At 46.5% G+C, this 24,267-nt stretch carries 42 protein-coding genes and 1 tRNA gene; 25 read left to right on the forward strand and 18 right to left on the reverse strand.

Annotated elements, in window-relative coordinates:
* The first annotated feature begins 11 nt into the window (after window positions 1-11).
* The 3 genes from thrC to gcvH are packed head-to-tail and all read left to right on the forward strand — an operon-like array spanning window position 12 to window position 2,117.
* Window positions 12-1,070 carry a threonine synthase gene (thrC, locus tag ACZ483_RS10230; RefSeq protein WP_464324075.1) on the forward strand — a complete coding sequence of 353 codons (1,059 nt, stop codon included), beginning with the start codon at window positions 12-14 and terminating at the stop codon, window positions 1,068-1,070.
* Entirely contained in the window at window positions 1,070-1,630 is a 561-nt protein-coding gene (locus ACZ483_RS10235; protein ID WP_464324076.1) for a class II aldolase/adducin family protein, read from the forward strand. Before thrC ends, ACZ483_RS10235 begins: the two co-directional genes overlap by 1 nt.
* A 4-nt stretch (window positions 1,631-1,634) precedes the next feature.
* Window positions 1,635-2,117, forward strand: coding sequence for a glycine cleavage system protein GcvH (gene gcvH / locus ACZ483_RS10240; RefSeq protein ID WP_464324077.1), 483 nt, complete (start codon window positions 1,635-1,637; stop codon window positions 2,115-2,117).
* On the opposite strand, the gene mtaB is transcribed toward gcvH, so the two are convergent.
* Window positions 2,108-3,340: a tRNA (N(6)-L-threonylcarbamoyladenosine(37)-C(2))-methylthiotransferase MtaB gene (gene mtaB / locus ACZ483_RS10245; protein ID WP_464324078.1), complete on the reverse strand. Its 1,233-nt coding sequence runs from the start codon at window positions 3,338-3,340 to the stop codon at window positions 2,108-2,110. The two genes, gcvH and mtaB, sit on opposite strands and share 10 nt — an antisense overlap.
* A 16-nt stretch (window positions 3,341-3,356) precedes the next feature.
* Complete coding sequence (gene truD, locus ACZ483_RS10250; protein ID WP_464324079.1) at window positions 3,357-4,496, reverse strand: tRNA pseudouridine(13) synthase TruD; 1,140 nt, start codon at window positions 4,494-4,496, stop codon at window positions 3,357-3,359.
* Between the two features lie 158 nt (window positions 4,497-4,654).
* On the opposite strand from truD, the gene ACZ483_RS10255 reads away from it, so the two are divergent.
* Both ACZ483_RS10255 and ACZ483_RS10260 read left to right on the forward strand, forming a co-directional pair.
* Window positions 4,655-4,828, forward strand: coding sequence for a hypothetical protein (locus ACZ483_RS10255; RefSeq protein ID WP_464324080.1), 174 nt, complete (start codon window positions 4,655-4,657; stop codon window positions 4,826-4,828).
* A 38-nt stretch (window positions 4,829-4,866) separates the two neighbouring features.
* A tRNA-Met gene (locus ACZ483_RS10260) sits at window positions 4,867-4,940 on the forward strand.
* Here the strand turns inward: ACZ483_RS10260 and ACZ483_RS10265 are convergent.
* The 9 genes from ACZ483_RS10265 to ACZ483_RS10305 form a co-directional block, all read right to left on the reverse strand.
* Entirely contained in the window at window positions 4,900-6,372 is a 1,473-nt protein-coding gene (locus ACZ483_RS10265; protein WP_464325150.1) for a recombinase family protein, read from the reverse strand. The genes ACZ483_RS10260 and ACZ483_RS10265 overlap by 41 nt on opposite strands.
* 69 nt (window positions 6,373-6,441) lie before the next feature.
* The gene (locus ACZ483_RS10270; RefSeq protein WP_464324081.1) at window positions 6,442-6,882 is read right to left on the reverse strand and encodes a winged helix-turn-helix transcriptional regulator; all 441 of its coding nucleotides are present in this window, start codon (window positions 6,880-6,882) and stop codon (window positions 6,442-6,444) included.
* Between the two features lie 83 nt (window positions 6,883-6,965).
* Complete coding sequence (locus tag ACZ483_RS10275; protein WP_464324082.1) at window positions 6,966-7,670, reverse strand: AAA family ATPase; 705 nt, start codon at window positions 7,668-7,670, stop codon at window positions 6,966-6,968.
* Window positions 7,667-7,930: a hypothetical protein gene (locus tag ACZ483_RS10280; protein ID WP_464324083.1), complete on the reverse strand. Its 264-nt coding sequence runs from the start codon at window positions 7,928-7,930 to the stop codon at window positions 7,667-7,669. The genes ACZ483_RS10275 and ACZ483_RS10280 overlap by 4 nt, the downstream gene beginning before the upstream one ends.
* Window positions 7,927-8,193: a hypothetical protein gene (locus ACZ483_RS10285; protein WP_464324084.1), complete on the reverse strand. Its 267-nt coding sequence runs from the start codon at window positions 8,191-8,193 to the stop codon at window positions 7,927-7,929. The genes ACZ483_RS10280 and ACZ483_RS10285 overlap by 4 nt, the downstream gene beginning before the upstream one ends.
* Window positions 8,194-8,196: 3 nt before the next feature.
* The gene (locus ACZ483_RS10290) at window positions 8,197-8,673 is read right to left on the reverse strand and encodes a hypothetical protein (protein ID WP_464324085.1); all 477 of its coding nucleotides are present in this window, start codon (window positions 8,671-8,673) and stop codon (window positions 8,197-8,199) included.
* A complete protein-coding gene (locus ACZ483_RS10295; RefSeq protein ID WP_464324086.1) occupies window positions 8,670-8,951 on the reverse strand; it encodes a hypothetical protein in 282 nt (93 codons plus the stop codon). The genes ACZ483_RS10290 and ACZ483_RS10295 overlap by 4 nt, the downstream gene beginning before the upstream one ends.
* Before the next feature lie 170 nt (window positions 8,952-9,121).
* Complete coding sequence (locus ACZ483_RS10300; protein ID WP_464324087.1) at window positions 9,122-9,925, reverse strand: hypothetical protein; 804 nt, start codon at window positions 9,923-9,925, stop codon at window positions 9,122-9,124.
* A complete protein-coding gene (locus ACZ483_RS10305) occupies window positions 9,846-10,601 on the reverse strand; it encodes a DUF488 domain-containing protein (protein WP_464324088.1) in 756 nt (251 codons plus the stop codon). The genes ACZ483_RS10300 and ACZ483_RS10305 overlap by 80 nt, the downstream gene beginning before the upstream one ends.
* A 188-nt stretch (window positions 10,602-10,789) precedes the next feature.
* Between ACZ483_RS10305 and ACZ483_RS10310 the strand changes: the two genes are divergently transcribed.
* Window positions 10,790-11,392 carry an NYN domain-containing protein gene (locus tag ACZ483_RS10310; protein ID WP_464324089.1) on the forward strand — a complete coding sequence of 201 codons (603 nt, stop codon included), beginning with the start codon at window positions 10,790-10,792 and terminating at the stop codon, window positions 11,390-11,392.
* Between the two features lie 120 nt (window positions 11,393-11,512).
* Entirely contained in the window at window positions 11,513-12,268 is a 756-nt protein-coding gene (locus ACZ483_RS10315; protein ID WP_464324090.1) for a DUF5131 family protein, read from the forward strand.
* A gap of 71 nt (window positions 12,269-12,339) precedes the next feature.
* Here ACZ483_RS10315 and ACZ483_RS10320 read toward each other — a convergent pair whose 3' ends face one another.
* The 4 genes from ACZ483_RS10320 to ACZ483_RS10335 all read right to left on the reverse strand — a co-directional run bounded on the left by ACZ483_RS10320 (window position 12,340) and on the right by ACZ483_RS10335 (window position 14,605).
* Window positions 12,340-13,203 (reverse strand): SDH family Clp fold serine proteinase, encoded by an 864-nt coding sequence (locus ACZ483_RS10320; protein ID WP_464324091.1) that lies wholly within the window; start codon window positions 13,201-13,203, stop codon window positions 12,340-12,342.
* Window positions 13,163-13,426: a hypothetical protein gene (locus tag ACZ483_RS10325; protein ID WP_464324092.1), complete on the reverse strand. Its 264-nt coding sequence runs from the start codon at window positions 13,424-13,426 to the stop codon at window positions 13,163-13,165. Before ACZ483_RS10325 ends, ACZ483_RS10320 begins: the two co-directional genes overlap by 41 nt.
* A 74-nt stretch (window positions 13,427-13,500) precedes the next feature.
* The gene (locus tag ACZ483_RS10330; RefSeq protein WP_464324093.1) at window positions 13,501-14,208 is read right to left on the reverse strand and encodes a helix-turn-helix domain-containing protein; all 708 of its coding nucleotides are present in this window, start codon (window positions 14,206-14,208) and stop codon (window positions 13,501-13,503) included.
* A gap of 46 nt (window positions 14,209-14,254) precedes the next feature.
* A complete protein-coding gene (locus ACZ483_RS10335; protein ID WP_464324094.1) occupies window positions 14,255-14,605 on the reverse strand; it encodes a helix-turn-helix domain-containing protein in 351 nt (116 codons plus the stop codon).
* Window positions 14,606-14,727: 122 nt separating this feature from the next.
* On the opposite strand from ACZ483_RS10335, the gene ACZ483_RS10340 reads away from it, so the two are divergent.
* The 18 genes from ACZ483_RS10340 to ACZ483_RS10425 all read left to right on the forward strand — a co-directional run bounded on the left by ACZ483_RS10340 (window position 14,728) and on the right by ACZ483_RS10425 (window position 23,527).
* A complete protein-coding gene (locus ACZ483_RS10340) occupies window positions 14,728-14,994 on the forward strand; it encodes a helix-turn-helix domain-containing protein (protein WP_464324095.1) in 267 nt (88 codons plus the stop codon).
* A 33-nt stretch (window positions 14,995-15,027) separates the two neighbouring features.
* Window positions 15,028-15,483 (forward strand): phage regulatory CII family protein, encoded by a 456-nt coding sequence (locus tag ACZ483_RS10345; RefSeq protein ID WP_464324096.1) that lies wholly within the window; start codon window positions 15,028-15,030, stop codon window positions 15,481-15,483.
* A complete protein-coding gene (locus ACZ483_RS10350; protein ID WP_464324097.1) occupies window positions 15,480-17,369 on the forward strand; it encodes an AAA family ATPase in 1,890 nt (629 codons plus the stop codon). The genes ACZ483_RS10345 and ACZ483_RS10350 overlap by 4 nt, the downstream gene beginning before the upstream one ends.
* A 10-nt stretch (window positions 17,370-17,379) precedes the next feature.
* Window positions 17,380-18,012 (forward strand): GIY-YIG nuclease family protein, encoded by a 633-nt coding sequence (locus tag ACZ483_RS10355; RefSeq protein ID WP_464324098.1) that lies wholly within the window; start codon window positions 17,380-17,382, stop codon window positions 18,010-18,012.
* Window positions 18,013-18,014: 2 nt separating this feature from the next.
* Window positions 18,015-18,248 (forward strand): hypothetical protein, encoded by a 234-nt coding sequence (locus ACZ483_RS10360; protein WP_464324099.1) that lies wholly within the window; start codon window positions 18,015-18,017, stop codon window positions 18,246-18,248.
* Window positions 18,235-18,594 (forward strand): hypothetical protein, encoded by a 360-nt coding sequence (locus ACZ483_RS10365; RefSeq protein WP_464324100.1) that lies wholly within the window; start codon window positions 18,235-18,237, stop codon window positions 18,592-18,594. The genes ACZ483_RS10360 and ACZ483_RS10365 overlap by 14 nt, the downstream gene beginning before the upstream one ends.
* Before the next feature lie 162 nt (window positions 18,595-18,756).
* Entirely contained in the window at window positions 18,757-19,329 is a 573-nt protein-coding gene (locus ACZ483_RS10370; protein ID WP_464324101.1) for a DUF5662 family protein, read from the forward strand.
* A gap of 122 nt (window positions 19,330-19,451) precedes the next feature.
* The gene (locus tag ACZ483_RS10375) at window positions 19,452-19,622 is read left to right on the forward strand and encodes a hypothetical protein (protein WP_464324102.1); all 171 of its coding nucleotides are present in this window, start codon (window positions 19,452-19,454) and stop codon (window positions 19,620-19,622) included.
* Window positions 19,619-19,957, forward strand: coding sequence for a hypothetical protein (locus tag ACZ483_RS10380; protein WP_464324103.1), 339 nt, complete (start codon window positions 19,619-19,621; stop codon window positions 19,955-19,957). The genes ACZ483_RS10375 and ACZ483_RS10380 overlap by 4 nt, the downstream gene beginning before the upstream one ends.
* Entirely contained in the window at window positions 19,954-20,283 is a 330-nt protein-coding gene (locus tag ACZ483_RS10385; RefSeq protein ID WP_464324104.1) for a hypothetical protein, read from the forward strand. The genes ACZ483_RS10380 and ACZ483_RS10385 overlap by 4 nt, the downstream gene beginning before the upstream one ends.
* Window positions 20,284-20,289: 6 nt before the next feature.
* Window positions 20,290-20,526: a helix-turn-helix domain-containing protein gene (locus ACZ483_RS10390; RefSeq protein WP_464324105.1), complete on the forward strand. Its 237-nt coding sequence runs from the start codon at window positions 20,290-20,292 to the stop codon at window positions 20,524-20,526.
* Between the two features lie 10 nt (window positions 20,527-20,536).
* Entirely contained in the window at window positions 20,537-20,953 is a 417-nt protein-coding gene (locus ACZ483_RS10395) for a D-Ala-D-Ala carboxypeptidase family metallohydrolase (protein ID WP_464324106.1), read from the forward strand.
* Window positions 20,954-20,957: 4 nt separating this feature from the next.
* A complete protein-coding gene (locus tag ACZ483_RS10400; RefSeq protein WP_464324107.1) occupies window positions 20,958-21,251 on the forward strand; it encodes a hypothetical protein in 294 nt (97 codons plus the stop codon).
* Between the two features lie 10 nt (window positions 21,252-21,261).
* Complete coding sequence (locus ACZ483_RS10405) at window positions 21,262-21,498, forward strand: hypothetical protein (RefSeq protein ID WP_464324108.1); 237 nt, start codon at window positions 21,262-21,264, stop codon at window positions 21,496-21,498.
* Window positions 21,492-21,662, forward strand: coding sequence for a hypothetical protein (locus ACZ483_RS10410; RefSeq protein WP_464324109.1), 171 nt, complete (start codon window positions 21,492-21,494; stop codon window positions 21,660-21,662). Before ACZ483_RS10405 ends, ACZ483_RS10410 begins: the two co-directional genes overlap by 7 nt.
* 2 nt (window positions 21,663-21,664) lie before the next feature.
* Window positions 21,665-21,943 (forward strand): hypothetical protein, encoded by a 279-nt coding sequence (locus ACZ483_RS10415; protein WP_464324110.1) that lies wholly within the window; start codon window positions 21,665-21,667, stop codon window positions 21,941-21,943.
* The gene (locus ACZ483_RS10420) at window positions 21,940-22,365 is read left to right on the forward strand and encodes a helix-turn-helix domain-containing protein (protein ID WP_464324111.1); all 426 of its coding nucleotides are present in this window, start codon (window positions 21,940-21,942) and stop codon (window positions 22,363-22,365) included. Before ACZ483_RS10415 ends, ACZ483_RS10420 begins: the two co-directional genes overlap by 4 nt.
* A complete protein-coding gene (locus ACZ483_RS10425; RefSeq protein ID WP_464324112.1) occupies window positions 22,349-23,527 on the forward strand; it encodes a phage terminase large subunit in 1,179 nt (392 codons plus the stop codon). Before ACZ483_RS10420 ends, ACZ483_RS10425 begins: the two co-directional genes overlap by 17 nt.
* On the opposite strand, the gene ACZ483_RS10430 is transcribed toward ACZ483_RS10425, so the two are convergent.
* From ACZ483_RS10430 to ACZ483_RS10440, 3 genes are read right to left on the reverse strand one after another with little or no spacing between them, the layout of a single operon-like run.
* Window positions 23,509-23,865, reverse strand: a complete 357-nt coding sequence (locus ACZ483_RS10430) for a hypothetical protein (protein WP_464324113.1) — start codon at window positions 23,863-23,865, stop codon at window positions 23,509-23,511. The two genes, ACZ483_RS10425 and ACZ483_RS10430, sit on opposite strands and share 19 nt — an antisense overlap.
* A gap of 38 nt (window positions 23,866-23,903) precedes the next feature.
* Window positions 23,904-24,026, reverse strand: a complete 123-nt coding sequence (locus tag ACZ483_RS10435) for a hypothetical protein (protein WP_464324114.1) — start codon at window positions 24,024-24,026, stop codon at window positions 23,904-23,906.
* Complete coding sequence (locus ACZ483_RS10440; RefSeq protein ID WP_464324115.1) at window positions 24,019-24,264, reverse strand: hypothetical protein; 246 nt, start codon at window positions 24,262-24,264, stop codon at window positions 24,019-24,021. Before ACZ483_RS10440 ends, ACZ483_RS10435 begins: the two co-directional genes overlap by 8 nt.
* Window positions 24,265-24,267 lie beyond the last annotated feature (3 nt).

The following is a 24,267-nucleotide window of genomic DNA, read 5'->3' on the forward strand; positions in this document are numbered from 1 at the left end:
AGGACTGTGTTATGAGTTGTTGGCAGGGAGTTATAAAACAATACAGAGAATTCTTACCCGTAGATGAAAAAACTCCGATCGTGACACTCCTCGAAGGAAACACGCCCCTTATTGAAGCTCCCAACCTGGCTAAGGAGATAGGTTTCCCCGGGAAGATATACCTAAAGTACGAAGGATTAAATCCCACCGGCTCTTTCAAGGACAGGGGAATGACCCTCGCAATCTCGAAGGCGGTCGAGAGCGGAAAGAAGGCGGTCATATGCGCCTCAACGGGAAACACCTCCGCATCTGCGGCAGCCTACGCCGCCCGTGCTGGGCTGAGAGCCTACGTCCTTCTCCCGAAGGGAGCGGTAGCCATAGGTAAGCTCTCTCAGGCTATGATCTACGGTGCCAAGGTCCTTGCCATCAGAGGAACCTTCGATGACGCCCTCCACATAGTCAGGAAGATAGGTGAGATGTTTCCTGTCGAGATAGTGAACTCGGTAAACCCTTTCAGGATAGAGGGGCAAAAGACGGCAGCCTTCGAGGTGTGCGACGCCTTAGGAGAAGCCCCCGATTACCACTTTATCCCCGTGGGCAACGCGGGGAACATAACCGCTTACTGGAAGGGTTACAAAGAGTATAAGAAGGCGGGTAAGATAGAGAATCTTCCCAAGATGATGGGATGGCAGGCGGAGGGAGCCGCTCCTATAGTCAAAGGTTATCCAATAAAGAATCCTCAAACAGTTGCAACTGCCATAAAGATAGGAAACCCCTACAGCTGGAAGAGCGCTCTCAGTGCCGCCCAGGAGTCGGGAGGTAGGATAGACGCAGTGAGCGATGGGGAGATACTCTACGCCTACAAACTGGTTTCCTCTACGGAAGGTGTCTTCTGCGAACCCGCCTCTGCGGCGAGCGTCGCCGGACTTATAAAGCTCACAAGAGAGGGATTTTTCAAAGGTGGAGAGGTTGTCGTCTGCACCCTTACCGGAAACGGTCTCAAAGATCCGGACACCGCTATAAAGGTGTGTGAAGAGCCGGTAACTGTCCCTCCTCAGCTCGAAGCGGTTGTAAAGGAACTCGGTTTCTGATGGAGTGGATCTATAGAGAAATAATCGAGGTTGGGAGGTTGCTCTTTAGAGAGGGGCTTGTGAGCGCGAGGGCTGGGAACGTAAGCAGAGCCTTCGGCGATCGATTATTCATAACGAGGACTGGATCTCTTACGGGGGAACTATCTCACGAGGATATCATCTCCTTACCTCTGAAAGGTAGATCCATTCTCGAGGAGAGGGCTTCGGTAGAGCTGGAGGTCCACAGGAGGATAATCTTAGAAACTGGGAAACCTGCGGTCGTCCACGCCCATCCTCCCCACGCCGTAGCTCTGTCCCTATCGGAAGATACTATGCTCCCTCTCGACTCGGAGGGAAAGGATCTCGTAGGAGAGGTTAAGGTTTTATCCTTAGAAAAGCCTTCCGCTTCGGAGGAGCTCGCGGAAGCTGCTTCTGTGGCACTGAAAGACTCTAAGGTCGTCCTCGTGAGAGGTCATGGAGCCTTCGCGGCGGACAGGGAGCTCAAACTTGCTTACGCTCATATATCTACCTTAGAACACTCCTGTAAAATACTGATGTGGAGTAGAGAACACAGGAGGTAAAGGAATGGCGGAAGAGGTAGTTTATAGGGGATGTGTGATCCCTCCCGACCTCTACTACGATATAGACAATCAGGTCTGGTTCAGGGTTAACGAAGACGGGACGGTAACGGTAGGAGCGACCGATATAGGTCAAGCGAGGGCTGGGAAGATAATAAACATAAGGATAAAGGCACCCGGTAGAAAGGTTCCCAAGGGGAAACCCTATGCCTCTTTAGAGAGCGGAAAGTGGACGGGTCCCATACCGGCGGACATCGAGGGTGAGGTGATAGAAAGGAACGAGGAGCTCTTCGATAACCCGGAGCTGATAAACGACGATCCTTACGGTAAAGGTTGGATAGTGAGGATAAAGCCCACTAACCTTGAGAGGGATCTTAAAGACCTCGTTACCGGAGAGGAAGCGATTCAGAAGCTCAAGGAATACATAGAGCGCGAGGATGTGAACTGCGGAGAGGAGAGGGCGCAAATAAGCAAGAAGTTTTACAAGTAGATCTCTATAACCTCTCCTGGTCTGCCCTCCACCTTCCTTTCAAGGTGGATATAGTTCTCCGTAAGGAGACGGTTGTCCGTTAGAACCGTTGCCCTGAGCTTTTTCCCTTTATTCTTTTCCAAGAACTCCCTTCTCTTCCTTTCGTCCATCCCCTTTAGAACCTTCACTCTTTCCTTCTTTATTCTCTCGGGAATCTTGCCGTCGAGCTTAGAAGCCCTTGTGAAGGGTCTGTCGGAATAGGGGAACACGTGGAGGTAGGCGAAGGGAAAATCCTCTACAAACTTCACTGTCTTCTCAAAGTCCTCCTCTGTCTCTGTCGGAAAGCCGACGATTATGTCCGTCCCGATTGCGGTGATAGGTCTCCTCTCTAAGATAAACTCGGCGACTCTCCTGAACTCGGAGAGGGTGTATCCCCTCTCCATCAACCCGAGTATTCTATCGGAAGCGCTTTGGAGGGATAGGTGGAAGTGGGGAGCTATCCTTTCCTCGGAGGTGATCAGGTCGAGGAGTCTGCTATCCATTTCCCCCACGTGCATAGATGAGAGTCTGAAGAGTTTTATCCCTTCTGTTCTCAAGAGTTTCCTCAGGAGTTCATAAAGAGAGGAACCAGTATCCCATCCGTACTGGGAGAGCTGAGTTCCAGAGAGTACCACCTCCTGAAAGCCTCTCTCCGCGAGGAGCTTTACGAGCTGAATAATCTTCTCCTCCGGAGCGCTCCTTACCTTTCCCCTTGCAAAGGGTATGACGCAGAAGGTGCAGAACTTGTTGCACCCCTCTTGAACCTTCAGAAAGGGTCTCGACTCCTCGAAGTGGAGAACAGCATCGAAGTTAACCAGCTCCTTCTGGCGGAATATCTCTCCAACGACCACCTTCTTATCCTTTCTCTCTAAGAAGTCCTCGACGAGTTTGAGGATCTCCCCCTTGTGGGTGTTACCCACCACAAGATCGACTTCTTTCAAAGATGAGAGTTCTTCTGGTTTGACCTGAGCGTAACAGCCCGTTACTACAACCACGGCGTTGGGATTTCTCCTCTTAGCCCTGTATATAGCCTGCCTCGAAGACCTGTCTCCCCCGGAGGTGACGGTGCAGGTGTTTATTACGTAGACGTCGGCTTCTTCCTCGAAGTCCACCACCTCGTAGCCGGACTCTATGAACTTCGAGCGCATGAGGTCCGTGTCGAACTGGTTCATCCGGCATCCGAGGGTGCAGAAGGAGATCCTCATAGTTTGATAAATATATTCAATCGACGATCGAAGAACAGGAGAGCTTCCTGAGGAGGATAGTGGCGTAGCTCCCCGGAGGTAGCGTGAAAGAGAGCTTGAGAATGCCTTTACCCTCCTCCAAGATCTTTAAACCTTCAGGAAATACGAAAGCTCTTCTCCTTCCGTCTATAAAGAGCTTCATCCCATCTATCTCCTTCTCCAAGTCGTTGGGTTTAATCCCCTCTTCCTCGAGAATCTCCTTGATTATGAGCTCTATCTTCTTACTACCTGGCTTTTCCTCCGTTCCTAAGTAAGGTATCTCGAGATCCCTTATCTGATCAAATATCTCCTCGCCTATCTCGGTTATGAAGGCGAGCCTCCATTTGAGGAAGGGAACGGAGCAGTGTTTGAAATACCTGACCACGAAGGTGGAAAGATACCTGTTCCAGAGGTAGCTCTGGTAGGCGAAGGTAAACATAAGCCTTACGTTCCTCGGAATAGAGAGAAAAGCCTCCCGGAAGGATTTACCTCTGAGGAGTTTCTTCACAACCACAATCTCGGTCTTTGATCCTTCCGGCATAAACTTCAAGAACTCCTTCCACCTTCCCCACGTCCTTAGGAGTGCTTTTTTTCTTCTTTTGTCCCTGAGAGAAGTGAGATACTCCCTGAGAGCAGACTCGTAATCACCCTTAAGAAGATGTTTGAGCATAAACTCCTGCGCGTGCTTCACCGATCCGAACCTCTGCTCACCGAAGTAGTTTTCAAAACCGAACTTCCTGACGAAATCCATCCTCTCTCTTATGAACTTCCTCTTCCTCTCCCCCACACCCCTGACAACGATCTCAAAGTAGTTTCCCTCAATTTCGCCGAGACTTACTGGTTTATCTCCATATCCAAGGAACTTAAGCTTTAGGTTTTCCTTCTCTACTTCCCTGACCTCTTTGAGTCCCTCTACCGATACGTACTGCTCCGTTATAGCCCTCTTGTCCTTTAAACCTCCAAAGCCTATCCTCTCGAGAGGAACTCTGAGAGTTCTCGCAACCTCCCTAAGCGCTTCGAGGGTGGTGAGGTCTTTCTTCCACAGAAGGAAGTAGGCGAACCTTCCCTTCGGTTTTACCCTCAGTTCCTTTATCTCCTTAACGTAGAAGTCCTCTGGTTTTTCCTTTATCCTGAGCATATCTTAAGGATACATGGGAGTTAAGGATCTTATCCTGATAGGAATTATTGCCCTTGCTGGTGTTTATCTCCTATGGAGAGGAACGAGAAAGAAAAGCAAAGGAGAGTGTTGTCAGTAACTTAACAATAAATTAACACCGCCGATAAATACTTTTAGACATGAAGAAAGTAATAAGAGTGAGAGACAAGAGAAGCAGGGAAAGAGTGGAGAAAAAGTTCCTCCGCAAGAGGAAAGTATTAGCCGTGATCACCGATCTGAGAGACCTTAGGAGCGACATGGTAAGGAAGGCGGACATCGTTATCCTCGACGAGAGCCAGCAGAGAAGTTCTTGAACCTCTTCTATTGGAGAAGTATAATATTATCTTGGCAACGCGGGGTGGAGCAGCCTGGTAGCTCGCCGGGCTCATAACCCGGAGGTCGCGGGTTCAAATCCCGCCCCCGCAATTGACCTTATACCAAAAACTTCGGTTAAATGGCGACTGCCTTTAACCCGAAGGTCAATAATTCCCTCGTTGTTGTATATCGTAATTTCGCCCACAAACTCTTTAAGGATAAGGTTTGCCTCCTCGGGATTAGCCTTAACAACGGACTCTAAGAGACCGAGGGCTTTATCAAGGTCGAAAGACACATTCGCCGTAGCTTTGAGCTTAGCTTTGAGTTCTTCTATAGCTTCCTCTGTCTCTTTGATCTTCTCCTTTACCGCCGTGCTCGGGTTTTCAGCGTAAAGATCAAGGAGGTTCTTCAGCTTCCTCTCATGGGCTTTGATAGAGTCTTCGATCTCTTTTGTGTTCTGTCCGCTCTTGAGATCTTTTATAATCGCAAGTATCTCTTCCTTGTGTAAGAGGATAAACTTCTTAAGTTGCCCCACAAGCCACCTAAGGAGAAAATCGTACTTCAGGGACAGGTAATTATCACAGGATTTGCGGTTCCTGTATCCTGAACAGTAAAGGTAATTGCCCTCCTTGACAAAGTGAAAACCGCAATGCCCGCACTTTATTAAACCGGAGAGAGGATGGAGCTTCTTAGACTTCGGTTTCCCTGCTCTGACCTTCGAGATCTTGTCGTTACACCTCCGCCACAACTCCGGATCTACAATTGCTAAAGATGGATCCTCTCGTGTGATAGGGTCTCCTTCTACCTTCTTCCTTTTACCCGTAAAAGGATCGAGAACGTATCTGTGTTTGCCCCACACAACTGTTCCCTTGTAGATCGGATTCTTGATAAGGTTGCTCAGGCTTGCAGCGCTCCAGAAGTTTCCTTTTTTAGTCTTTATCCCTCTGCCGTTCAGGAGCTTTGCTATGTTTTTAAGCCCGGTTCCGGAATCGTACTCTCTGAAGATGAGCCTCACGATTTCGGCTTCTTTTTGATCTACGGTGAGCATCCCGTTTTTGACGGTATAGCCGTACGGAACACCTCCTCCTGTCCACTTGCCTCTCTTGAAAAGTCCCTCCAATCCTCTCCTCGTGGCTATCTTCACGGCTTCAACATACTGCTCGTCGACTATGTTGAAGAGCTTGATGATCGCAAGGTCCTGATCCCTGTCCGTTCTGAGGTTCTGGGAGACGAAGATAACAGGGATCCTCAGGGAATACCTGAACTCGTTTAAGAGCCTCCTGAGTTCGAGCCCATCCCTCGCAAGTCTTGAAGTGTGCTCGGTGAGAACTACGTCAAACTCCTTGGCTCTGGCATCCTCTAAGAGTTTCAATAATCCCTCCCTCTTGGGATTGTATCCGCTCGTTTCTTCATCTGTGTAGGTTGCTACGATCTCTATTCCGCTTCGAGTAGCGTAATCTCTACAAATTGCGATCTGGTCTTCGATGGACTTCGGGTTTTGCCGGTCGGTCGAGTATCTTGCGTAGATTGCCCCCTTTTGCATACCTTGACCTCCTCCGTCTTTAATAAAAGTTTAGCAAGGTAAAAAAGGAAGTTTTCCATCTCACCACCCTTAAACTACTTTCTCGAGCTTAAGCTCTTCTTCAACTATGTCGAGCAACTCTTGGAGTTTTTTCTCCTCCCAGGAGGAATATCCATCCTTAAAAAGAGAGGGGAGACATGGATATACCCTTTTCAGAAAGTTCAGAAAATCATCTCCGTACAGTTCGGTTAATTTCTCTTTAACTCGTTCCCGGAGTTTGCATACCCGCATACGCTGTTCGATTTGGGCTTTAGTCTTCTTTAGCATCAGGTCCCTTCTTTTGGCCATAGCTCTCAGTCGTTCTTGTTTTGAAGGCAGGGATTCTCCCTTCTTCCTCGCACGTTTGAGGGCGGTCTTGACGTAATTCTTAGTTGTGCCGAGCCTATCGGCTATTTCTTCATCCGTTAGTTCAGGATGCTTGCGAACGAGAGTTAGTATTTGGTCGTATAGCGACAGGACCTTCATTCTCATCTCACCACCTCCTTTTCAAAGCCGGGGCGGGAAGCCCCAAAGGGGGAGAGGAGGGATGCCTACGGCAGCCGGCGGTTGGCATTTCACCTACCCTTAAAAACTTTTTGTAAGAGCTTCTCTATGTTCGGCTCTTCCTTTGCGGTGAGCTTTCCAGAACGGTCTTTTACCTCTGCTACTCCCTTGGGGGAGACAAAGCCGAGATACCTGTGTTCTCCTTCTGCCCAGATAACACCCTCAAGGTCAACTATTGCCCGGAGAGTCTCACGGATTTTCTTAGAAAGATCGGGACCCTTCCACACGAGTTTTCCTTCTTCCTCCCGCTTCTTCTCCAGAGCGGTGAATATCGTGTGGGCTTCGGGTTTCAGGAGTCCGAGGATGACTTCCCTTACGTGCTGAGTTAGAAGTCCCCACTCATACCACGTGGGGGCGGTTTTCTGTCTGTCTCTGAGTATCTCCCTCATCGCCTGCTGAACATATACGGAAAAGCCATCAAAGGCGATGGTCCTGTAGGGGAGCTTTTCCGACCTGAGCCAGTCAAGGGCTTCTTGGAGATCCCTGCGGGAGTAAACCGTGAGGATGTCTATGTCCTGTTCTCCGGAGAGCCTAATATCCGCTCCCGCTTCAAAGTCTATAACCAGCGTGGGACGTGGGGCGGTTCCTATGAGTGTGGTCTTTCCCGCTCCCGGTTCTCCATAGATGAGCATTCTGATGGGTCTAATACCTACCTCTACCGCTTTCCTCAGACCTGCGGGCTTTTTAGCCGGGGCTTTTTCAAAAACCGCGGTCATACCACACGCCTCCATCCGGATTTGAGTTCGACCACCTCAAAGGGCTGAGCGTAGGGAATGATGAACTCCTCCTCCGGAAGCTCGCGGGTAATCCGGTGAGCAATCATGTAGCGTTCGATACATGTTCCTTTCCGGAGTTCTACTATGTCCCCTACGAGCCTCGCGCTTGTGCCTCCGTTGTATGTTTTGCCCTCAAGTAAACAGTCTCTGGTAACCTCACGATCTCCAATCCTGTAAGGCACGAGGATATACCTTTTCATGATTTGCCTCCTTCTACAAACGCAATATCAAGCAGAGCTCCGTTCAGTTGTGAGATCTCAAGAGTCACCTTTTTCTTGGTTACTTCCTGTCCATCTTCATGAGTTTTGACTGTCTGAACCTTCTTGACGGAACCGACTACCTCAACAGTATTCTCTCCGTCGGAAATCCGCATGGTAACGAGTTCTCCGGTACCTGCAAGGGTGTCAAAGGTGTGATTGTCAAGGTCTGTCAAGAGTTCAAGTTTGCAAGTTTTGATCTCCATGCTTCACCTCCCTGTGTGATTGCAAAAGAAAATCAGAGCATCCAGCTCCTGCTGGAGGGCTTTGTTTTCCTCCAAGAGCTTGACGCAAAGGAAGGTAAGGGCTAAAATGTAGAAAAGCAGAATCGTAAGCCCTATGCGGGATCGCCAATCCCTCTTCGTGGCGCTCCTTGCCTCCTTGTAAAATGGACTTATGGGAAAGAAAAAGTTTCTTGCTGAAACAGTTAGGAACTTCGGCGTCGGGCTTATGGTGGGCTCTTTTCTGCTACGAATAGCGGAACGAATATCCGATATTACACTGGTTCTTATTCTTGTAGCAGGCTTGTCAAATGTCGTATTCGCTTTTATCTTATTCCCGGAGGAAGAGTAAAATGGATATAGACTGGACGCTTGTATTGATGGCTGTGGCTGCTTCCCTTGCTCTGTGGTCTTTGGCTTTGTTTGTTGTTTTGCAGGAAAAGAAAACCTCGGTCTGAGACTCATACCGCTACTCTCTTTGTTTCCATTTCCGCAAGAGTTTTTCTGATGTGACGGGCAAGCTCTCCGTTATCCATTCCCGCACTTGCAAGGATCTGGAGGGCTTCGGTAAGCTTTTCTTCGGCTTTCTCCATCCAGAACTCGGTTCCCTGTTCGTCTCCGTAACGCATGTTGTCTTTGGCGGTGTTGAGGTAATGCCACCCGTGACGGGCTTTTAGAAACGCAACCCGCCATACTGTATCTTTTCGGGGATCTTTCCTCAGCTCGGCGTCCCATGTTCTCATAGCTGACACCTCCTTTAATGGTAGGGATAAATATAACCAATATGGTTAATTTTGTCAATAGTTTTTTAGCCAAAATGGATATTTTCCCGCACCGGCTTAGATCGGAGGAAACCTTTGAGTAGGGAGAGAGCGGTTTACGTGAAGGGTGAAGGTTGCAGAAGTGAGATCTTTTAAGATGAAGGGAAATAAAGCAACCCTATAATGAAGAACTTATCCCTCCAACGGTTATGGTTTCCGATGACAAAATATAAGTCTCTCTCTAACATCTTGTCGAAGAACTTTTCCTTTATTTTCTTCAAACGTGTATCCTCGTCGGGATATTTCCCTCTCCAACCTCTGTAAGCTTGATACACTTCCCAGTCCAAGAGCTTGTAGTCATGTTCTTTACCGGAATCATCTATGAACCTGTAGCGGAAAGACAAAGGGATAATCTCAAGAGGATCTTTGTCTTCGTAAAGCAGTCTTTGTCGGAGGATTATTTCTTGGTTTTTACCGAGTTTAACTTCTTCTTTCTGTATGTAGAACTCAAGTATTTTTTTAGGTTTAATTATGCCGAGGGTTTTTTCCTTCCAGTTGCTGATTATGTTTTCCATAGGCTCTACAAAGTCCATGATTATTCTCTTTCTTTTTGCCCAGTTTTCTTTAGCTACCTTCCTTGAAACGTTTGATACGGGAAGAGTTTGTAGTACCTTTATTTTGTAAGGTTGTATGAGCTTATAGCTTTCAGGTCTTCCGTCGTTCACATCTTGTTGAATCTTAACCTCCAACCATGAATACTTTGGGAACTTCTGTTTACTGTCCAGAAATCTATATGGAACCGGATAAACACGCACAAGCTTTCTACCTTCAGGCAGTTCAAGTATTCCTGCTGTACAGGTAACTTCAACGTATTTTTTACTGATGTTGGGATAGGTTTTTACAAAGCAAAAATACCTTGCTTGCATCCACCTGTGTTCTGAGGTCTTCAAAGCCATTTATTATCCCCCTCAAGAGTAATTCTTGGGTTATTACTATCCTGTGGCATGTAAAGGGGTCTTTTTCATAACACATAAGAGCAATACGTTTTTTAGGAAGTAGGTTCTTAATTGTTTCTAAAGCTTCGTTTTCGTTTTTTACATAATTGCTGTATGAGCGTAGCATACTCAACATATCTTTATTTTTCTTGTACAGAGTCCGTATATCGCTGGAGTTCCCTAATGCTGGTATGTGGGTGTAGATTATCCCGTGGTCTTTTAGGATTTTGCTGAGGCGTGAACCTCTGAACTCCGGTCGTCTACTCCACGGGTTTTCCCTTACGTCTATAAGTAAGTTTATGCCCGATCCTTTCAATATCCTTATAAACTCCTCTAATCTTATCCCTTCGTAACCGATAAGGTATAACGTGTACTTAGAAACGTTAGCTGTGAGCTTCCTTTTCAGTTCTTTTAACCACTTCCTGTATTTGAGTTTGGATTCTATTTCTTCGGGTACGCTCTTCCCTAAATAGGTCTCTCTCCATTTTCCGTTTCCGTTCTGAGAAGATCTGAGTACATATATAGGTTCTCCCTTTTTGTTTCTCTTCTTAACACGCACATGAAAAGTCCTCCCCATCCGCTCAAGCTCCCTGTCAATAAAGAACTTTAGTTCTTCTCTAAGTTGGGTGGACATCATGGGGATATTTTACTGAAAAATGGCCACCCCCGTTAGCTACATTCTGAAACCCCAACCATGCAAGCAGTAGTAAAAATCTTGACTTTTATACCGAAAAGGTATATAGTGTTAAGCGTAAACCCTGTGCTGGAAAGGCACTTAAACCCTGTTTCGGGGGCTTAAAACGCTTGCCCCCGCCATAAAACAACATGAAGAAGATAGCCCTCTTTGTAGACTGGGAGAACATAAGGAAAGGCGTCTTTGAAAAAGCTTCCCAATCCTTAAACTTGTTTGTAGACTATAATGATCCTGCAAACCTAATACGGTTCTTCTCTTCATTCGTTGATACAAGCGACGAAGACATGTACAGAATATTCATTTATCTATCATCGCCAAGGCGGGTGCTTCACTTTGATGATCACATTCTAACCAACAGAACCTACAACCGCACTAAGCAGTTTATTGATAATATTGCGATGCATGACTTAATAGCAGTCAGGAAGGGCAAGATTAAGTTCAGAGGTTACGATAGTGAAGGAAATCCTATCCTTCTTCAGAAACAGGTAGACATGCTGATGGGTTTAGACATAGCCCATGTCAGCTACTTAAAGCTTGTAGACAGAGTTCTCATATTCTCCTTTGACACCGATATAATCCCAGCTATGAAAACAGCGCGCATAAACGGATTACAAGTTGTCTTACCTTCCCTGCCTGACACATGCAAAGCACCCAAAGATATGGTCAGGCATGCAGATATAGTCAGAAGCAGGAACTTTCGGGATATATTCACCCCCGATCAAAACGCTTCGTAACACGAACGAATCAGTGGCTGTGAGACGGTTTGAGATATTGAGCTATAAATATTATACTCAACATCTTCCTTCTATGAGCTAAACCCTCGCATTAAAGACCGATAAGCCTAAAATATAGCTATGGCTTTAAAGAGTGGTATTGAATGGACTGAAGCCACATGGAATCCTTCCACCGGCTGTACCAAAATATCCGACGCTTGCAGACACTGTTATGCAGAAAGGTTAGCCCTGCGCCTTCAGAAAATGGGAGTCAAAAAGTACCGCAACGGATTCAATCTCACCATCCATGAAGATGAATTGGAAAAACCTCTACGCTGGAAAACTCCCTCCATCATCTTTGTAAATTCTATGTCAGATCTATTCCATGAAGGTCTCCCTTTTGAGTTCATTAAAAAGGTATTTGAGGTGATGAACAGAGCAGACTGGCATATATTCCAAGTGCTTACCAAAAGAAGTAAAAGGCTTAAGAAACTTGCCCCTAAACTGCCTTGGAGCAGTAACATCTGGATAGGTGTCACAGTAGAAAGCCCTAAGTACTTTTTCAGAATAGACGACCTCTTAACAATAAGGCAGGCAAGCGTCAGGTTTTTATCCTTAGAACCATTGCTTGCCCCTATGAAGGGATTGGACGCTTATCTGAGAACCGGGTTAATAGATTGGATCATAGTCGGAGGCGAGAGCGGACCTAAAGCAAGACCTATGAAGGAAGAATGGGTAGTAGAGATAAAAGACATGTGCAAAGAGTACAAAGTGCCTTTCTTCTTTAAACAGTGGGGAGGAGTTAACAAGAAGAAAAACGGAAGGATGTTAGAAGGCAAAACTTACGATGAGATGCCTGTCAACTGCCCAAGACAGTTCTCTTTAGCCTTTGTATAGCACCTTAATATTTCGGAAGTCTTTGACACTTTTAAGAGATGAAGGTTTTATCCCTTTCTCCTTTCGGTTTATCAAAAGACCAAGCTAACCTTGTTGTCATTTTCAAAAAGCTTTTGTAAACCCCCCTTACTCATGAACACCAATGCATGTGTGAAGTATCTCCACACAAGCTCGTATTTTTTCATTCCTCTTTTCACTGGTTCGACAATAAGACCTATCTTTTGAGCATCTATCCACCTTATAGGTCTTCCATGACTAAGAAACTCTTCCACATCCGACAATTTTTCTGCCACTTCTTTGGCTTTTTGTTTATTATATTTCAGCATATAATTAGCCAACAATTTCTCAGCTATAACTTGAGCATGTCTTTTTGTCTTTTCGGAAAAATCGAGCAATTCCGGATTTATCTTCTGTAGTAGAAGAGCTTTGATATCTTCGTCTTCTATAGTAGAAGCCAATTGAAGCATAGTTATGTAACCGTCTATTATAGATTGTGCAGGTATCCAATTACCGTCCGGTAGCTTTATTTGAGGATCTATAGGACCAAGCTCAGCACCCTCAAGCATGTAAATTTTATCACTTCCTAAGGATAATAAGGTTGCAGCGGATTTCGCCTTTTCCGGAACAATCACGTAGAACTTTCGAACTTTGTCTCTTATAGTATCCACGAGCTTCTCTGCCACATCAGCAGAGCCACCATGACTGTGTAATATGAGCACTATCGAATAAAGCTTTCTTCTTCCATAATCGTATAGCAAGTCTTCAAAAGCTATAGGATCAAAATCATCTATAGATTCCCCAAGAGATATATACGCCAAAACACCACTCACCCTAAATGCTTTTTTGATTTCGTTCAGGAATCGCCGTCTGAGGTATCTTTGTTCCTGAAGGGCTCTATACAGAGGAGTGTAGTTTTGAAAGTCGTCTGAAAACATTATCCTCCCTCATCATCTCGTAAAGGTCTGCCGGTATAGGAACGGCAAGGGGTTTTTCTTTCTTCTTGTTCACTCTCTTCCAAGACCTTTCCGCTCTTTTGTACGCTTTCTCCAGCTCCCTTAATCTTTTCTTGTTTATCGTTTTCTCAAGTTCTTTCCTCCTTTTTCTCACGAACTCTGCTTTTTCTTCAAAAGTCTTTTTAATGAGTTCATCGCTCAGCATGATACTCCTCCTACAAAATGCGTTGTTATATTATCATAATACGCTTCAAAATTCTTCCATAATCTATCCCTCCTTCAGTTATACTCCCTCTCCAGTTCTATAACCTTAGCTATAACCACATTACGTTTACGGAGGTCCTCTCTGGATATGACTATGTCCTGATACTTCTTGTTTGTGCTGATGAGCCGTATTCCTCCCCTTTCTCTCCTTAGCCGTTTCACTACACCTTCGCCGTCCATCCACACTACCACCACGTCCCCGCTCTTGGGCTGAAGCCAAGCAGGATCGGCAACAAGAACTATATCGCCCTCCTTTATCTCCGGCTCCATACTGTCCCCTTTAACTCTGATGCCGATTATCCTGTTCTCCTTCAAGCCGAATTTCTTAAGTCTGCTTTTGTCTACGCTGATGTATTCGGAGGGATATTCAGAAGTCTCGCCTGTCCAGAAACCTGCGGCAACGTGTTCATAGACGGGGATGGTGACAGATTGGCAGATGGGTTCTAAAAAGTAGCTGATAGGGACATTAAACGCTTTGGCTATCTCTTGTAAAGTCTCATATTCCACACCCTGCACATTTCGAAGCCACCTTGAAACTAAAGCTTGGTTTTTGTTTATTACCTTGGCTACACGATATCCAACAACTTGACCATTTTTAATTAACCCTCGCTCCCGTGCCAGCTTCTCTAAATGTTCTCCTATGTAAATAGATGTTTTTGGACTAAGACCGTCCGGTCGCTCCCTTGGCTCTTGAAGACCTACAATTCTGCCTTTTTTCGGCATATATACCAATTAGTCATCGGTTAGTTTCTGAGGGGCGTGTTTGCGGTTAGGTAGCCACAAGGTCTATTTGCTCCTCCAATAGCTTATAGACCTTTTCTTTCTTATCCGAGGAAAGCTTTTTTAATCGGTTAATAATCCTTTGTAAGGCTATCTCCTGCTCGTCAACAGTCTTAAAGAAATCTGCTACTTCCACACCGTACAACTCGGCTAACTTTTCCAGATGCTCTATAGAAGGTACTCGTGTGCCAATCTCCCACCGTGCAACAGTTTGCTCTGATACATTTAACCTATCCGCAACATCACGCTGAGTAAACCCCGCTTTTTTTCTAAACAGTTTTAAGTTTCTTCTAAGGATGTCCCGAGTGGCGAGCTCCATGGTTAAAAATTTAACCTGCATGGCTAAAGATCTCCATGTCCATAGAGGTTAAGCACAAAGAAAGATAAATGCCCATATCGGTGTAATCCGAATTGGATATATATGGATTTGACAACTTAACCATAATGGCTATAATTATTTCCATGGCTTCCTCACTTGCTAATAGGGTGGGTGTACACCCTGTACATTTAAGCCGTATCCTCAACGGCAAAAGATACGCCTCTCCAGAACTCGCAGTCAAAATAGAAAAAGCCACCGGAGGAAAAATAAAGGTAGAAGACATCGTCCGACCCGAAGTAGCGGAAGCACTTAAAGAATACATCAGGCTCAGGTGTCCCATGCTTACAGACTACGGTAACGGAGAAGGAAAGGAAAGTGCCAAAGCCAACTCGGAGGTTACGGTTGGTTAGTTTCATAAAGGCTCAACGCTCAGGAGGAACGAAGTGAGCCTACAGCTGAACCTGCAACAGCTACCGTTTAAGACCGTCCTTCAGCTCGCACGGGACACAAGCGGACTCACCTTAAGCGAGATAAGCGAGAAGACCGGCATACACCTGTCGCAGATAAAGCGATACTTCGCCGAAGAAGAATACTACCCTTCCCCCGTCGTCATCCCCGTGCTCTGCTCGGTTCTCGGAAGCCTAATGCCCATTGAGTGGCAACTCGTGAAAACAAAGGAGCTTATGGGGGAGGGAAAACTTTCCTTCAGCGGTCGTGTGTGCTCAAGGACGACAAGAGAACTGACGGACGTAATCAACACCCTGATGGAATCCGTAGAAGACGGCAGACTCACCGAAAGGGAAAGACGCCGAGTGCTCAAAGAAGTAGAAGAGGCTCTAAACGCCCTGATGGAGCTGAGATCCGTTCTTTTGAGTATTGGAGAGGAGGTTAAAAGATGAGAGGGGTAAAGACAAAACACTACTCCCCGAACGGGAAAGTAAGCCTTTCTATCAAAGAGCTCGACCCTCCCAAAGACCCCGGAGCAGAGAGGGCGGTTATAGCCACTCTTTATGTGGAACCGGAACGAGCCTTACCCATAGCCCAGAATCTCAACCTCAAATCGGAGCATTTCTTTTACAACGAACACAAAGAACTCCTGAACTTCCTACATCTGTTCATTGAAGACCATCCGATAGAAGAACTCGGAGAGGTAAGCTTCAGGAACTTCCTTGAAAGGAGGAAGAAAGAACACCTCTATGACTATCTCCTTTCCATCCTTGAAGAAGCCGTACCCATGACACTCTTCAAAACCGCCATAGGGATAGTCAAAGAGAAAGCCATCCTGCGAAAGACAATAGAGAGGGAGATAGAGATTCTCTTCTCTGTGAAAGAAGAGGCGGATCTGTATAAACTGAGAGAACTCCACGAGAAAGCTCTTGAGGAGATCAAAGAGACAAAGATAGAGAAGATAGAACCCGAAGAGTGGCTCTACGAGATAGCCCTTGAGTATTCAGAGGAAGAGGCTAAGGTTGAGTGGCTCGTTCCCGACATGGTACCCAAGAGATCCATGGTTCTCTTCACCTCTCAGGCGGGAGTGGGAAAGACGTATCTGATGTATGCACTCATGAAGACCTACCTTCTCCCGAAGGGAGAGAAGATCATATACCTTGACATGGACAACTCCCGCGTGGTGATAAACAAGAGGCTCAAGCAGTCGGGACTCGGACAATACACGAAACCCTCCAAAGATCCCAAACTCTTTATAATCTCCAGAGACGAAAAGAGGATATTCGTAGGCTCCGAGGCATGGGACAAGTTTAAAGAAGCTATGAGGATACTGAGTGAAAGGGGAGAGCACCGCGTTATCATAGTGGACTCCCTAAAGAACATCTCCCGTAACATGGATCTAAATTCAGACAAAGAGACCGAGTACGTGATGAGTGAACTCAAAGACCTCATGAGCATGGGACACACCGTAATAGTAGTTCACCACGTCCCCAAGATCCTCAATCCAGACCTTCCGTTTAAAAACTCCGGGACGATTTTAGATAACGTTGAGATGGCTTTTCACCTGAAAAGAGACAAAGAGAAGAACATCGTAACCCTCAAGTGCTTCAAGACCCGCTTTGATGTGGAACCTACGTTCTACTACACGATAGACGGTGAGATGAACATGGAACCCGCCTATCCTCCCGAAGTCCTTGAGGAAATTGAGATCGTAAAGACTATCCTTGAGGTGATAGGACTGGGAGGGAAGGGGAAAAGAGAGATAGAAGAAGAGACCGCAAAGAAAACGGACAAGATAGGGAAGCACAAGGTGGGCGAATACCTTGATAAGTATAACGGGAAGATCTGGACCAGTAGGGAGGAAAGAACTAACGGACGCCCCAAGACAGCCTATTACCCTCTCCAGAACATAGATATTGCTCAAGTCGTTGTGCCCCAATTTTTGCCCAGCGGTCAAAAGAGCGAAGAACCTTCAAGTCCTTGTGCCACGGCTTTTGCCCAAAATCCCAGCCCCTATATATATAAAGAAAAATTGGGCAAAAGTCCCAAAGAAGAAACCATAAAAGAGATGGCTGAGGAAATAATAAGCTGGGGAGGAGAGATAGACCTTGAAATAGCTAAATATACAGATCCCGATGAGCTTGTAGAAGACATAAAAGATGACCCCAACCTTCAAGCGATTCTCTTAGAACAGTGGATAGCCATGGCCGGAGGAAACGTTGAGAGCTTTAAAGGAATGATAGAGAGCGTAAGAAGCGGAAAGGCAGGAATAGACTGGGCTCACAAAACAGCTAAGGCAGAAATGGAAGGCGATGATGATGTAGAGGTGGATTTTTAGGAGGGTTCAAATGGGCTACGTGTATCTAATCCGATGTGGTGACCTTCTAAAGGTTGGATGGACGGAAAATCTACCCCAAAGATTTAAAGCTTATAAGCAACATAACCCGGACGCCCGTCTTGAGTGCTGGCTCACAACTGACGATCCTGCCACAGAGATTGAAATGTGCGAGATCCTGCAACAGTTCTGTAAAGAGCGGGTGTCACGGGAATGGTTCCGCTTCTCCCCAGAAGACATAGAGAAGGCGGTTGCGTCTATCCGCGAATGGATGACGGAAAAACTTGAGTTTGTGTCTCTCAAAGACGGTACAAAGATTCTGAAGTCGCCTCACGAACAGGGGGCTCGAGAATTAAACAAATTAGTCGAAGGCGGAGCCCTTGTGTGTCCGGAGTGCGGGCTTGAGTATGTCCACATACCCGCCGTCACGGTAGTAGCTGGTGATTTTGCCGTCCGAGTCACCAACAACAGAGCTGTCCAGTTTCCTGCTAAGAACAACACAAGAGGTTTCTACATAAGCCTCGCTTTTTGGTGTGAAGACGGGCACTCTGGAAGGATAATTCTCAACTTTCACGAAGGCATCACCTACGCTTACTACGTGCCGGCTGACGGCGAGTTGTATGAATCTGACATCTGGCGAGATTAGACATGAGATGGACCATCGGTAAAGTTGTTTCCCTCCTTAAGGAGATGAGGTTTGAAAATGTAAAGACGGAAAGGGTTGTTTTGTGCGAAAACGTTAAAGGTAGAAGAAAGAAAGAAGAAAGGCTTTGGGTCATAAGGGGACAAAAAGACGGAAGCTCCTATGAAGGCGTAGGCATAAACGCACGCCTTGCGTTCGAGGATCTAATAGAGAAATGGTTCAAGAATGCAGGAGGGTAAAAATGAAAAAACTCTACCTCAAACTAAAGCTCAGAAGTTCGGAGATAAGGAGGATAGAGGAGGAGTTGAAGTGAAAACCAAGAAGTACATCAAGAAACCCATACCAGTTGAGGCAGTTTTACTTACAGAGGAGAACATCAAGGAAGTCATGAAGTGGATAAGGGAGGAAACAGGAGCCAAAGAGTCAGCGGCAATTTGCAGTAAAGGCATACTGTGGATAAAGACGCTTGAAGGAATTCTGAAAGCAAGCCCCGGAAAGCATTACATCGTAAAAGGCGTAAACGGTGAATTCTATCCGGTGGAAAAAGAGATCTTTAAAAAAACTTATGAGGAGGTCAAGCCATGAAAATCAAGTGGAAGATTGAAGGCTGTTGGGAAGAAGGATGGAGGGCAAGAGCCGAGAATGAATACCTTACCGCAGAAGCCAAGGGAGAAAGCCTTATGCAAAGAGAAGGAAGGAAAAATAAGGGAGATCGTTAGGGAGTATTTGACGAGGAGGGTGTAGGGAATGACAAAGGAAATATTTTTCTACAAGCGTATGTTGGGTCATTTGGCGAGAGTTTACCAGAATGTTATTGACCTAATAGAAAACTCAGGAATACCAGAGAAATACGGAATAGATGTGATCAAGCTTCTTCAAAACGTAGCGGAGCATGACCGGTCGAAATTCAGGGAACCGCAGTTTTCTAAATATGTGGAGATCGGATGGTACTATTACAAGAAACATACCGGAGAAAAATACCCTTTAGACAAGGTATTAAGTTCGTCGGCGACTATCCTGCACATAGTAACGGAACAGCACCATCCCGAATACTGGGATGACTCGTTTCTGCTTGTTCAGGGCAAGCTAAATGTAAACGATAGAGATGGATTGCCAGAAGTTCCTGTTGATGGAACTAAGATGCCTTTAGAGTCAGTGGCGGAGATGGTTTGTGATTGGCGTGCTGTAGCACAGGAAAGAGGATCAAGCCTTAGAGAATGGGCTGACAAGAACGTAAATAAAAGATGGTTGTTTACAGATAGGCAGGTAGAGCTTATTTACGAGATCGTGGATTTCTTTGAGAAGGGGGCGGAGGAATGAGCACAGTTCACGTATGTGGGCCCCGTATAAAAGAAGATAAGCTTGAGTATGTTTATTGGAGGTATAGCAAGGTCTTTCCGAGAAGGTGGAAAAGAAGGGAATGTGACTTTTGCCGAAGATCTGTGATTCCTCCTAAGCTCTACATAGTCAGGAGAGTCCCCAATAAAGAGTTCTGGGAGGAACTTACCGAGCAGGGAGACTTGATGACTCTCCAACATCTATACGATACAAACTATCTTGTCTGTGAAGAGTGTCTTGAGGAGCTGAACCCTAAAATGGAGGGAAAGTATTGATAGAGATAAGCGTGTCAAAGGAAAACTTAGAGCTGACAGAGGGCAAAAAGATGGAAGAAGTGAAACAAAAATATAAGGAGGCAATAGAACGAATTGAGCCTTTGCTGAAAGGCACCCCGAGAGAAGATTTCTATGTTGATTACGGAAATGGTATCTCAGGATTTTACGGAGTTCGTTTTTGGATTAACGACAAGGAATACTTTCTAATAGTGCACCCATGCGATCCAGATAAATATCTGGTTAAGGAGTACGACAATCCCTCAAATAAGTGGGAGATGGATTCAAATGAGTTCAGCAAGTGGATTAAAGAGAGGTTAAAGGAGGTGCCGGAGTGATAGAAAAGGTCGGTGAAGAAGTCACTTATACCGTAAAGGCAAAGTGCGACATCTGCGGTGAGATCATGGTTCTGCATTTAACTGAAGGCGAATATAGAAACTTCGAGCGTGGATTTCTCCCCTACAATGTAGCTCATCTTCGCTTCACTGTTCGCCGTAATAGACGTGGGCTAAAGGAAGTTCTTGATCTCTGCCCTAAATGCTTTAACAAGCTGGAACCAGAGATTAAAGCACTTGCCAAAGCAATCAAGGAGTTAAGAGGAGAAAAGGAAGAGCTGAAGATAGTTGATTCTATGTTTGATGTGCTGGGTCCGCCGCAGACGTAAAAAGCCATGGACGCAATAAAAGAGCTTGAACAGATAAGACGGAGAAGGCTTTTCATCTCCGCTAAGGAGGCGTCCGATCTCCTCGGCGTCAGCAAGGTGACAGTCCTCAGATACCTAAGGAAGGGCGTCATCAAAGGCTACAAGATAGAAGGCAGAACCTTCATAGACATAGGATCGGTCATTGAAGCCCTCCGCTCCCGCACCGTTTCAGGAGTTACACTCTCTTCAGGAGAACAGCCCTAAACTTCTCTACATGAGCTTAATAGAAGACAAAGAAACCCTTGACCGACTCATAGAAGATAAGAACATACGCTACTTCCGGAGCGAGGAGTTCCTCTGTAAATGCGGATGCGGTAGAGTCATCATAGAAGACAAGCTCGTTGTACTCCTTGACGCCCTGAGAGACTACATCCAGAAACCCGTGATCATAACCTCAGCCTACCGGTGCCCTTACCACAACAGACGGGTGGGAGGAGTCCCCAACTCTCCCCACGTCCACGGACTCGCCATAGACATAGCCTGCACAAACTCCGAAGACAGGTTTCACATAATCAAGTTCCTCATAGGTAACGGCATAGGACGCATAGGCATAGCCAAAAACTACATCCACTTTGACATAGACGAAGAAAAACCGCATCCGAGAATCTGGCACTACTACTACAGGAGGTGAAGCGATGTGGAAGGTAATTCTTGCTGTACTCGCCACAATCCCGTGGGAAGTAGTCATTCCATGGTTCTTCGCCCAGCTGTCGGGCATGTCCTACGAGCTCTCCAAAAAACTCATAGACAAAGCGGTAGAGTTTGTCGTAGAAGTTGAGGAAAAGTACGGTAGCGGGAACGGGGAACAGAAAGCCCGGGAGGTAAAACAGAAGCTTTCCGAAATAGCAGAAGACATATCCACCTGGCTGCTTAACTTCCTGAACGAACTTGCGGTAGCCTACGCCAAAAGAAAGGGACTGATCAAGTGAGGTGACCGATATGCTCAGGTGGCTCAGAAGACTCCTCAGCCTCGCCTCAGCCTACAGATCCGCAGAGGAAAGGTACGGCAAGAAGTGGTACAGATCAAAGACCCTCTGGGTGAACGCCGTAGCCCTCTTAGCACTCTTCATGAACGAAAAACTCGGAATACCCCTCTCCCAAGAAGATCAGCTGGCTCTCCTTGCGGTGGTCAACATAGCCCTCAGACTCATAACAAAGGAGCCGATCAGATGGTGAGAAGGCTGAGAAAGCTCTTCAGAAGACGGATCAAACCGGAGATAGAGATCGGCTCAGACACAGGCATAGAAGAGGAGCTGAGCAAACCCGCCCGCAAGATAGAAGAGCGGAAGGAGAAGAAGATCTTCCCCTTACTGGGATTCAAAATCACACTGAGGTGGTAAAGATGACAGAAGTGGCAGCAGGCGGAGTAGCGCTGACGATAGTCCTCATATTCGTAGGCGCAATCATCAGAAGCTGGACGGGATCCATCACCCAGATCACCCTGAGACTACAAAACATAGAGAAAGACCTCTCAACCTTCAGAGAGAACCTACCCAAAGAGTACGTCCTCAAGACAGATCACGAGAAGGATCTTGACGCCATCAAGAACGAGATCAGAAGCCTCAAGAAGGACATCCTCAGAGCCATAGAGAAGCTCGAACAGAAGATAGACGCCAGATGAGACCTAAGCAGATAAAAGCTATAGAACTACTCGCAGAGGGAAGAACCCAGTCGGAAGTAGCCCGCCTGACAGGTGTGTCCGAGAGAACCCTGAGAAATTGGCTCAAAGAAGAGAGCTTCAGGGAAGCCCTCACCGAAAAGACCAAAGAGATCGTAAATCAGGAACTCCTGCGTCTGAGCAGGAGCGAGAACGATAGCAGAATACGACAGCTCTGCAAACTCATAGACGAGAGCCTCAAAGACCTTGACCTCAGCAACCCCTACGCCGTAGACGTCCTCGTCAAATACCTGAAAGTACTCCTTGATGCGGAGAGCAAGAGGAAAGAACTCCTCCTTAAGGTTCAGGAAAAGCTCGGCGAGGAGACAACGGAGGAGCTGAAAACCATAAACATCGTAATAACCAGAGATGCAGATAACCCTTAGACTCCTGCCTTACCAAGAGAGAGCCTTCTCCTCCCGAAAGCCCGTAATAGCCTTCATAGGAGGCACGGGAACGGGGAAAACATGGCTCGGTGCCCGCTGGTGTATCGTAAAAGCCCTTCAGCTCGGAGGAGACCACCTTGTCATCTCACCCTCCCTCAAGCTGATGAGGAGAACCATCTGGAAGGAGATAAAGAACGTACTCCGCTCTTGGGATGTAGAGTTTGTAAAGAACGAAGCGGACATGATAATCACCCTCCCCAACGCCCAGATCTACGGCGTACCTGCGGACAACCCCGACAGGATGGAAGGAGTACACGCCAGATCCGCAGTCTTTGACGAGGCGGGACAGGTGGACAGACCCTCGGTCTTTGAGACAGCCTTCAGGCGTCTGAGATACCACAAAGGTCAAATGCTCATAACCACCACCCCCTACAGGTGGAACTGGTTAAAGAAACTCTACGATAGAGCCCTTAAGGGAGATCCCGATGTAGAGCTGATAAGCGCCCGCACCGAAGAAAACCCCTTCTATCCGAGAGAGGAAATCAGAAAAGCAAAGGAAAACATGCCCTCTTGGAGGTTCAGGATGTTCTATGAGGGCGTGTTCACCAAACCCCTCGGACTCATATACCCCGACTACCGAACCGTAGAACCCTTCCGGATACCTCAAGGATGGTTAAGAATAAGAGGCTTAGACTTCGGCTACAATCACCCCACCGCCGTCCTCTGGTTAGCCAAGTCCCCCGAAGGCGTGTGGTACGCTTACAGAGAGCTTAAAAAAAGCGAACTCACCTTAGACGATATCTACAGCATCCTGTCGCAGGAGAACATCCCCACTTACGCAGATCCGGAGATGAAGCAGGGCTTGGAGACGCTGAGGAAGAGGGGACTGGACATAAGACCCGCAAAGAAGGACGTCCTTGCAGGCATCAGCTTCGTTCAGGGGCTCTTCAAGCAGAATAAACTTCTCATATTCTCCGATCTATCCCAGACCGTAGCGGAGCTTTCTTCCTACAGCTGGAAGCTGGACGCCACAGACCAGCCCTTAGACCAGCCCGTTAAAGAGAACGACGACCTCATGGACGCCCTCAGGTATGCACTATTTACCGCTGAGGGATTCAGAATTGACTTCGTCTATAAACCCGTTCACTTGGACTTTCTGTAGTACTTCTCCTCGTAGATCTCCCTCAGATGCTCAGGCAACTTCTCCACAGGATACTCCCCCCTAACTATCTTGTTCAAATGCCACCACCACTTTTCTATAGGCTGGGAAGGATCGTCTTCTATCCTGAAGCCGTGCCACTTGGGGGCGTTTTTTATAAAGTAGTCAAGCCTCCTCAGGAGCGCCCTATCGGCGAACTTAGTGACTTCATCATCCTCAACACCATATTCGTAAATAAGTTCCCTCTGCTTCTGCAGGTCAAAAGGGACGTTTTCAAACTCAAGAACCATGGTGCGGTAGTCAGGGGCTAAAGCTTCCTTAGAATATGTTTTAACTGCCATAGTTTAATTATAGGTCTCCCCGTCTGCTCTGCATAGTCTTACCCTTTCCTGTTTAAAGCCTCTTTAGCACCTTCGTCAAGGCTCCGTATTATTTTGATAAGGACATAAGACACGGCGACAACCGCTATAAAAAGCCCTACATATCCTATAACTTCATTCATGCCTATCCTCCTTCTCTAAAGTGTCCAAAAACCTCCTTATGTCAATTGTGAGTTTTAATATACCGAAAAGAGTTAGGATTAAAAGCCAGATGCCCAGCGAGAAGACAAGACTCTCTTTGACGCTGTTTATACCCGACAGGAAAAGACTAACGAGTCCACCTCCCAGAGCTATCATGAGAACCCAGAGGAGTTTAATGTATTCAAGATAGACCTTGACCTTTCCCTCTAAAGCCTTCATCCG

This window comes from Hydrogenivirga okinawensis (assembly GCF_055385515.1).

Excerpts from the sequence above, each read along its gene's own strand:
- thrC (WP_464324075.1), top strand. The coding sequence starts at position 12 with ATGAGTTGTTGGCAGGGAGTTATAAAACAATACAGAGAATTCTTACCC.
- ACZ483_RS10235 (WP_464324076.1), top strand. The coding sequence starts at position 1,070 with ATGGAGTGGATCTATAGAGAAATAATCGAGGTTGGGAGGTTGCTCTTT.
- gcvH (WP_464324077.1), top strand. The coding sequence starts at position 1,635 with ATGGCGGAAGAGGTAGTTTATAGGGGATGTGTGATCCCTCCCGACCTC.
- mtaB (WP_464324078.1), bottom strand. The coding sequence starts at position 3,340 with ATGAGGATCTCCTTCTGCACCCTCGGATGCCGGATGAACCAGTTCGAC.
- truD (WP_464324079.1), bottom strand. The coding sequence starts at position 4,496 with ATGCTCAGGATAAAGGAAAAACCAGAGGACTTCTACGTTAAGGAGATA.
- ACZ483_RS10255 (WP_464324080.1), top strand. The coding sequence starts at position 4,655 with ATGAAGAAAGTAATAAGAGTGAGAGACAAGAGAAGCAGGGAAAGAGTG.
- ACZ483_RS10265 (WP_464325150.1), bottom strand. The coding sequence starts at position 6,372 with ATGCAAAAGGGGGCAATCTACGCAAGATACTCGACCGACCGGCAAAAC.
- ACZ483_RS10270 (WP_464324081.1), bottom strand. The coding sequence starts at position 6,882 with ATGAGAATGAAGGTCCTGTCGCTATACGACCAAATACTAACTCTCGTT.
- ACZ483_RS10275 (WP_464324082.1), bottom strand. The coding sequence starts at position 7,670 with ATGACCGCGGTTTTTGAAAAAGCCCCGGCTAAAAAGCCCGCAGGTCTG.
- ACZ483_RS10280 (WP_464324083.1), bottom strand. The coding sequence starts at position 7,930 with ATGAAAAGGTATATCCTCGTGCCTTACAGGATTGGAGATCGTGAGGTT.
- ACZ483_RS10285 (WP_464324084.1), bottom strand. The coding sequence starts at position 8,193 with ATGGAGATCAAAACTTGCAAACTTGAACTCTTGACAGACCTTGACAAT.
- ACZ483_RS10290 (WP_464324085.1), bottom strand. The coding sequence starts at position 8,673 with ATGAGTCTCAGACCGAGGTTTTCTTTTCCTGCAAAACAACAAACAAAG.
- ACZ483_RS10295 (WP_464324086.1), bottom strand. The coding sequence starts at position 8,951 with ATGAGAACATGGGACGCCGAGCTGAGGAAAGATCCCCGAAAAGATACA.
- ACZ483_RS10300 (WP_464324087.1), bottom strand. The coding sequence starts at position 9,925 with ATGGCTTTGAAGACCTCAGAACACAGGTGGATGCAAGCAAGGTATTTT.
- ACZ483_RS10305 (WP_464324088.1), bottom strand. The coding sequence starts at position 10,601 with ATGATGTCCACCCAACTTAGAGAAGAACTAAAGTTCTTTATTGACAGG.
- ACZ483_RS10310 (WP_464324089.1), top strand. The coding sequence starts at position 10,790 with ATGAAGAAGATAGCCCTCTTTGTAGACTGGGAGAACATAAGGAAAGGC.
- ACZ483_RS10315 (WP_464324090.1), top strand. The coding sequence starts at position 11,513 with ATGGCTTTAAAGAGTGGTATTGAATGGACTGAAGCCACATGGAATCCT.
- ACZ483_RS10320 (WP_464324091.1), bottom strand. The coding sequence starts at position 13,203 with ATGTTTTCAGACGACTTTCAAAACTACACTCCTCTGTATAGAGCCCTT.
- ACZ483_RS10325 (WP_464324092.1), bottom strand. The coding sequence starts at position 13,426 with ATGCTGAGCGATGAACTCATTAAAAAGACTTTTGAAGAAAAAGCAGAG.
- ACZ483_RS10330 (WP_464324093.1), bottom strand. The coding sequence starts at position 14,208 with ATGCCGAAAAAAGGCAGAATTGTAGGTCTTCAAGAGCCAAGGGAGCGA.
- ACZ483_RS10335 (WP_464324094.1), bottom strand. The coding sequence starts at position 14,605 with ATGCAGGTTAAATTTTTAACCATGGAGCTCGCCACTCGGGACATCCTT.
- ACZ483_RS10340 (WP_464324095.1), top strand. The coding sequence starts at position 14,728 with ATGGCTTCCTCACTTGCTAATAGGGTGGGTGTACACCCTGTACATTTA.
- ACZ483_RS10350 (WP_464324097.1), top strand. The coding sequence starts at position 15,480 with ATGAGAGGGGTAAAGACAAAACACTACTCCCCGAACGGGAAAGTAAGC.
- ACZ483_RS10355 (WP_464324098.1), top strand. The coding sequence starts at position 17,380 with ATGGGCTACGTGTATCTAATCCGATGTGGTGACCTTCTAAAGGTTGGA.
- ACZ483_RS10360 (WP_464324099.1), top strand. The coding sequence starts at position 18,015 with ATGAGATGGACCATCGGTAAAGTTGTTTCCCTCCTTAAGGAGATGAGG.
- ACZ483_RS10365 (WP_464324100.1), top strand. The coding sequence starts at position 18,235 with ATGCAGGAGGGTAAAAATGAAAAAACTCTACCTCAAACTAAAGCTCAG.
- ACZ483_RS10370 (WP_464324101.1), top strand. The coding sequence starts at position 18,757 with ATGACAAAGGAAATATTTTTCTACAAGCGTATGTTGGGTCATTTGGCG.
- ACZ483_RS10390 (WP_464324105.1), top strand. The coding sequence starts at position 20,290 with ATGGACGCAATAAAAGAGCTTGAACAGATAAGACGGAGAAGGCTTTTC.
- ACZ483_RS10395 (WP_464324106.1), top strand. The coding sequence starts at position 20,537 with ATGAGCTTAATAGAAGACAAAGAAACCCTTGACCGACTCATAGAAGAT.
- ACZ483_RS10400 (WP_464324107.1), top strand. The coding sequence starts at position 20,958 with ATGTGGAAGGTAATTCTTGCTGTACTCGCCACAATCCCGTGGGAAGTA.
- ACZ483_RS10405 (WP_464324108.1), top strand. The coding sequence starts at position 21,262 with ATGCTCAGGTGGCTCAGAAGACTCCTCAGCCTCGCCTCAGCCTACAGA.
- ACZ483_RS10410 (WP_464324109.1), top strand. The coding sequence starts at position 21,492 with ATGGTGAGAAGGCTGAGAAAGCTCTTCAGAAGACGGATCAAACCGGAG.
- ACZ483_RS10415 (WP_464324110.1), top strand. The coding sequence starts at position 21,665 with ATGACAGAAGTGGCAGCAGGCGGAGTAGCGCTGACGATAGTCCTCATA.
- ACZ483_RS10420 (WP_464324111.1), top strand. The coding sequence starts at position 21,940 with ATGAGACCTAAGCAGATAAAAGCTATAGAACTACTCGCAGAGGGAAGA.
- ACZ483_RS10425 (WP_464324112.1), top strand. The coding sequence starts at position 22,349 with ATGCAGATAACCCTTAGACTCCTGCCTTACCAAGAGAGAGCCTTCTCC.
- ACZ483_RS10430 (WP_464324113.1), bottom strand. The coding sequence starts at position 23,865 with ATGGCAGTTAAAACATATTCTAAGGAAGCTTTAGCCCCTGACTACCGC.
- ACZ483_RS10435 (WP_464324114.1), bottom strand. The coding sequence starts at position 24,026 with ATGAATGAAGTTATAGGATATGTAGGGCTTTTTATAGCGGTTGTCGCC.
- ACZ483_RS10440 (WP_464324115.1), bottom strand. The coding sequence starts at position 24,264 with ATGAAGGCTTTAGAGGGAAAGGTCAAGGTCTATCTTGAATACATTAAA.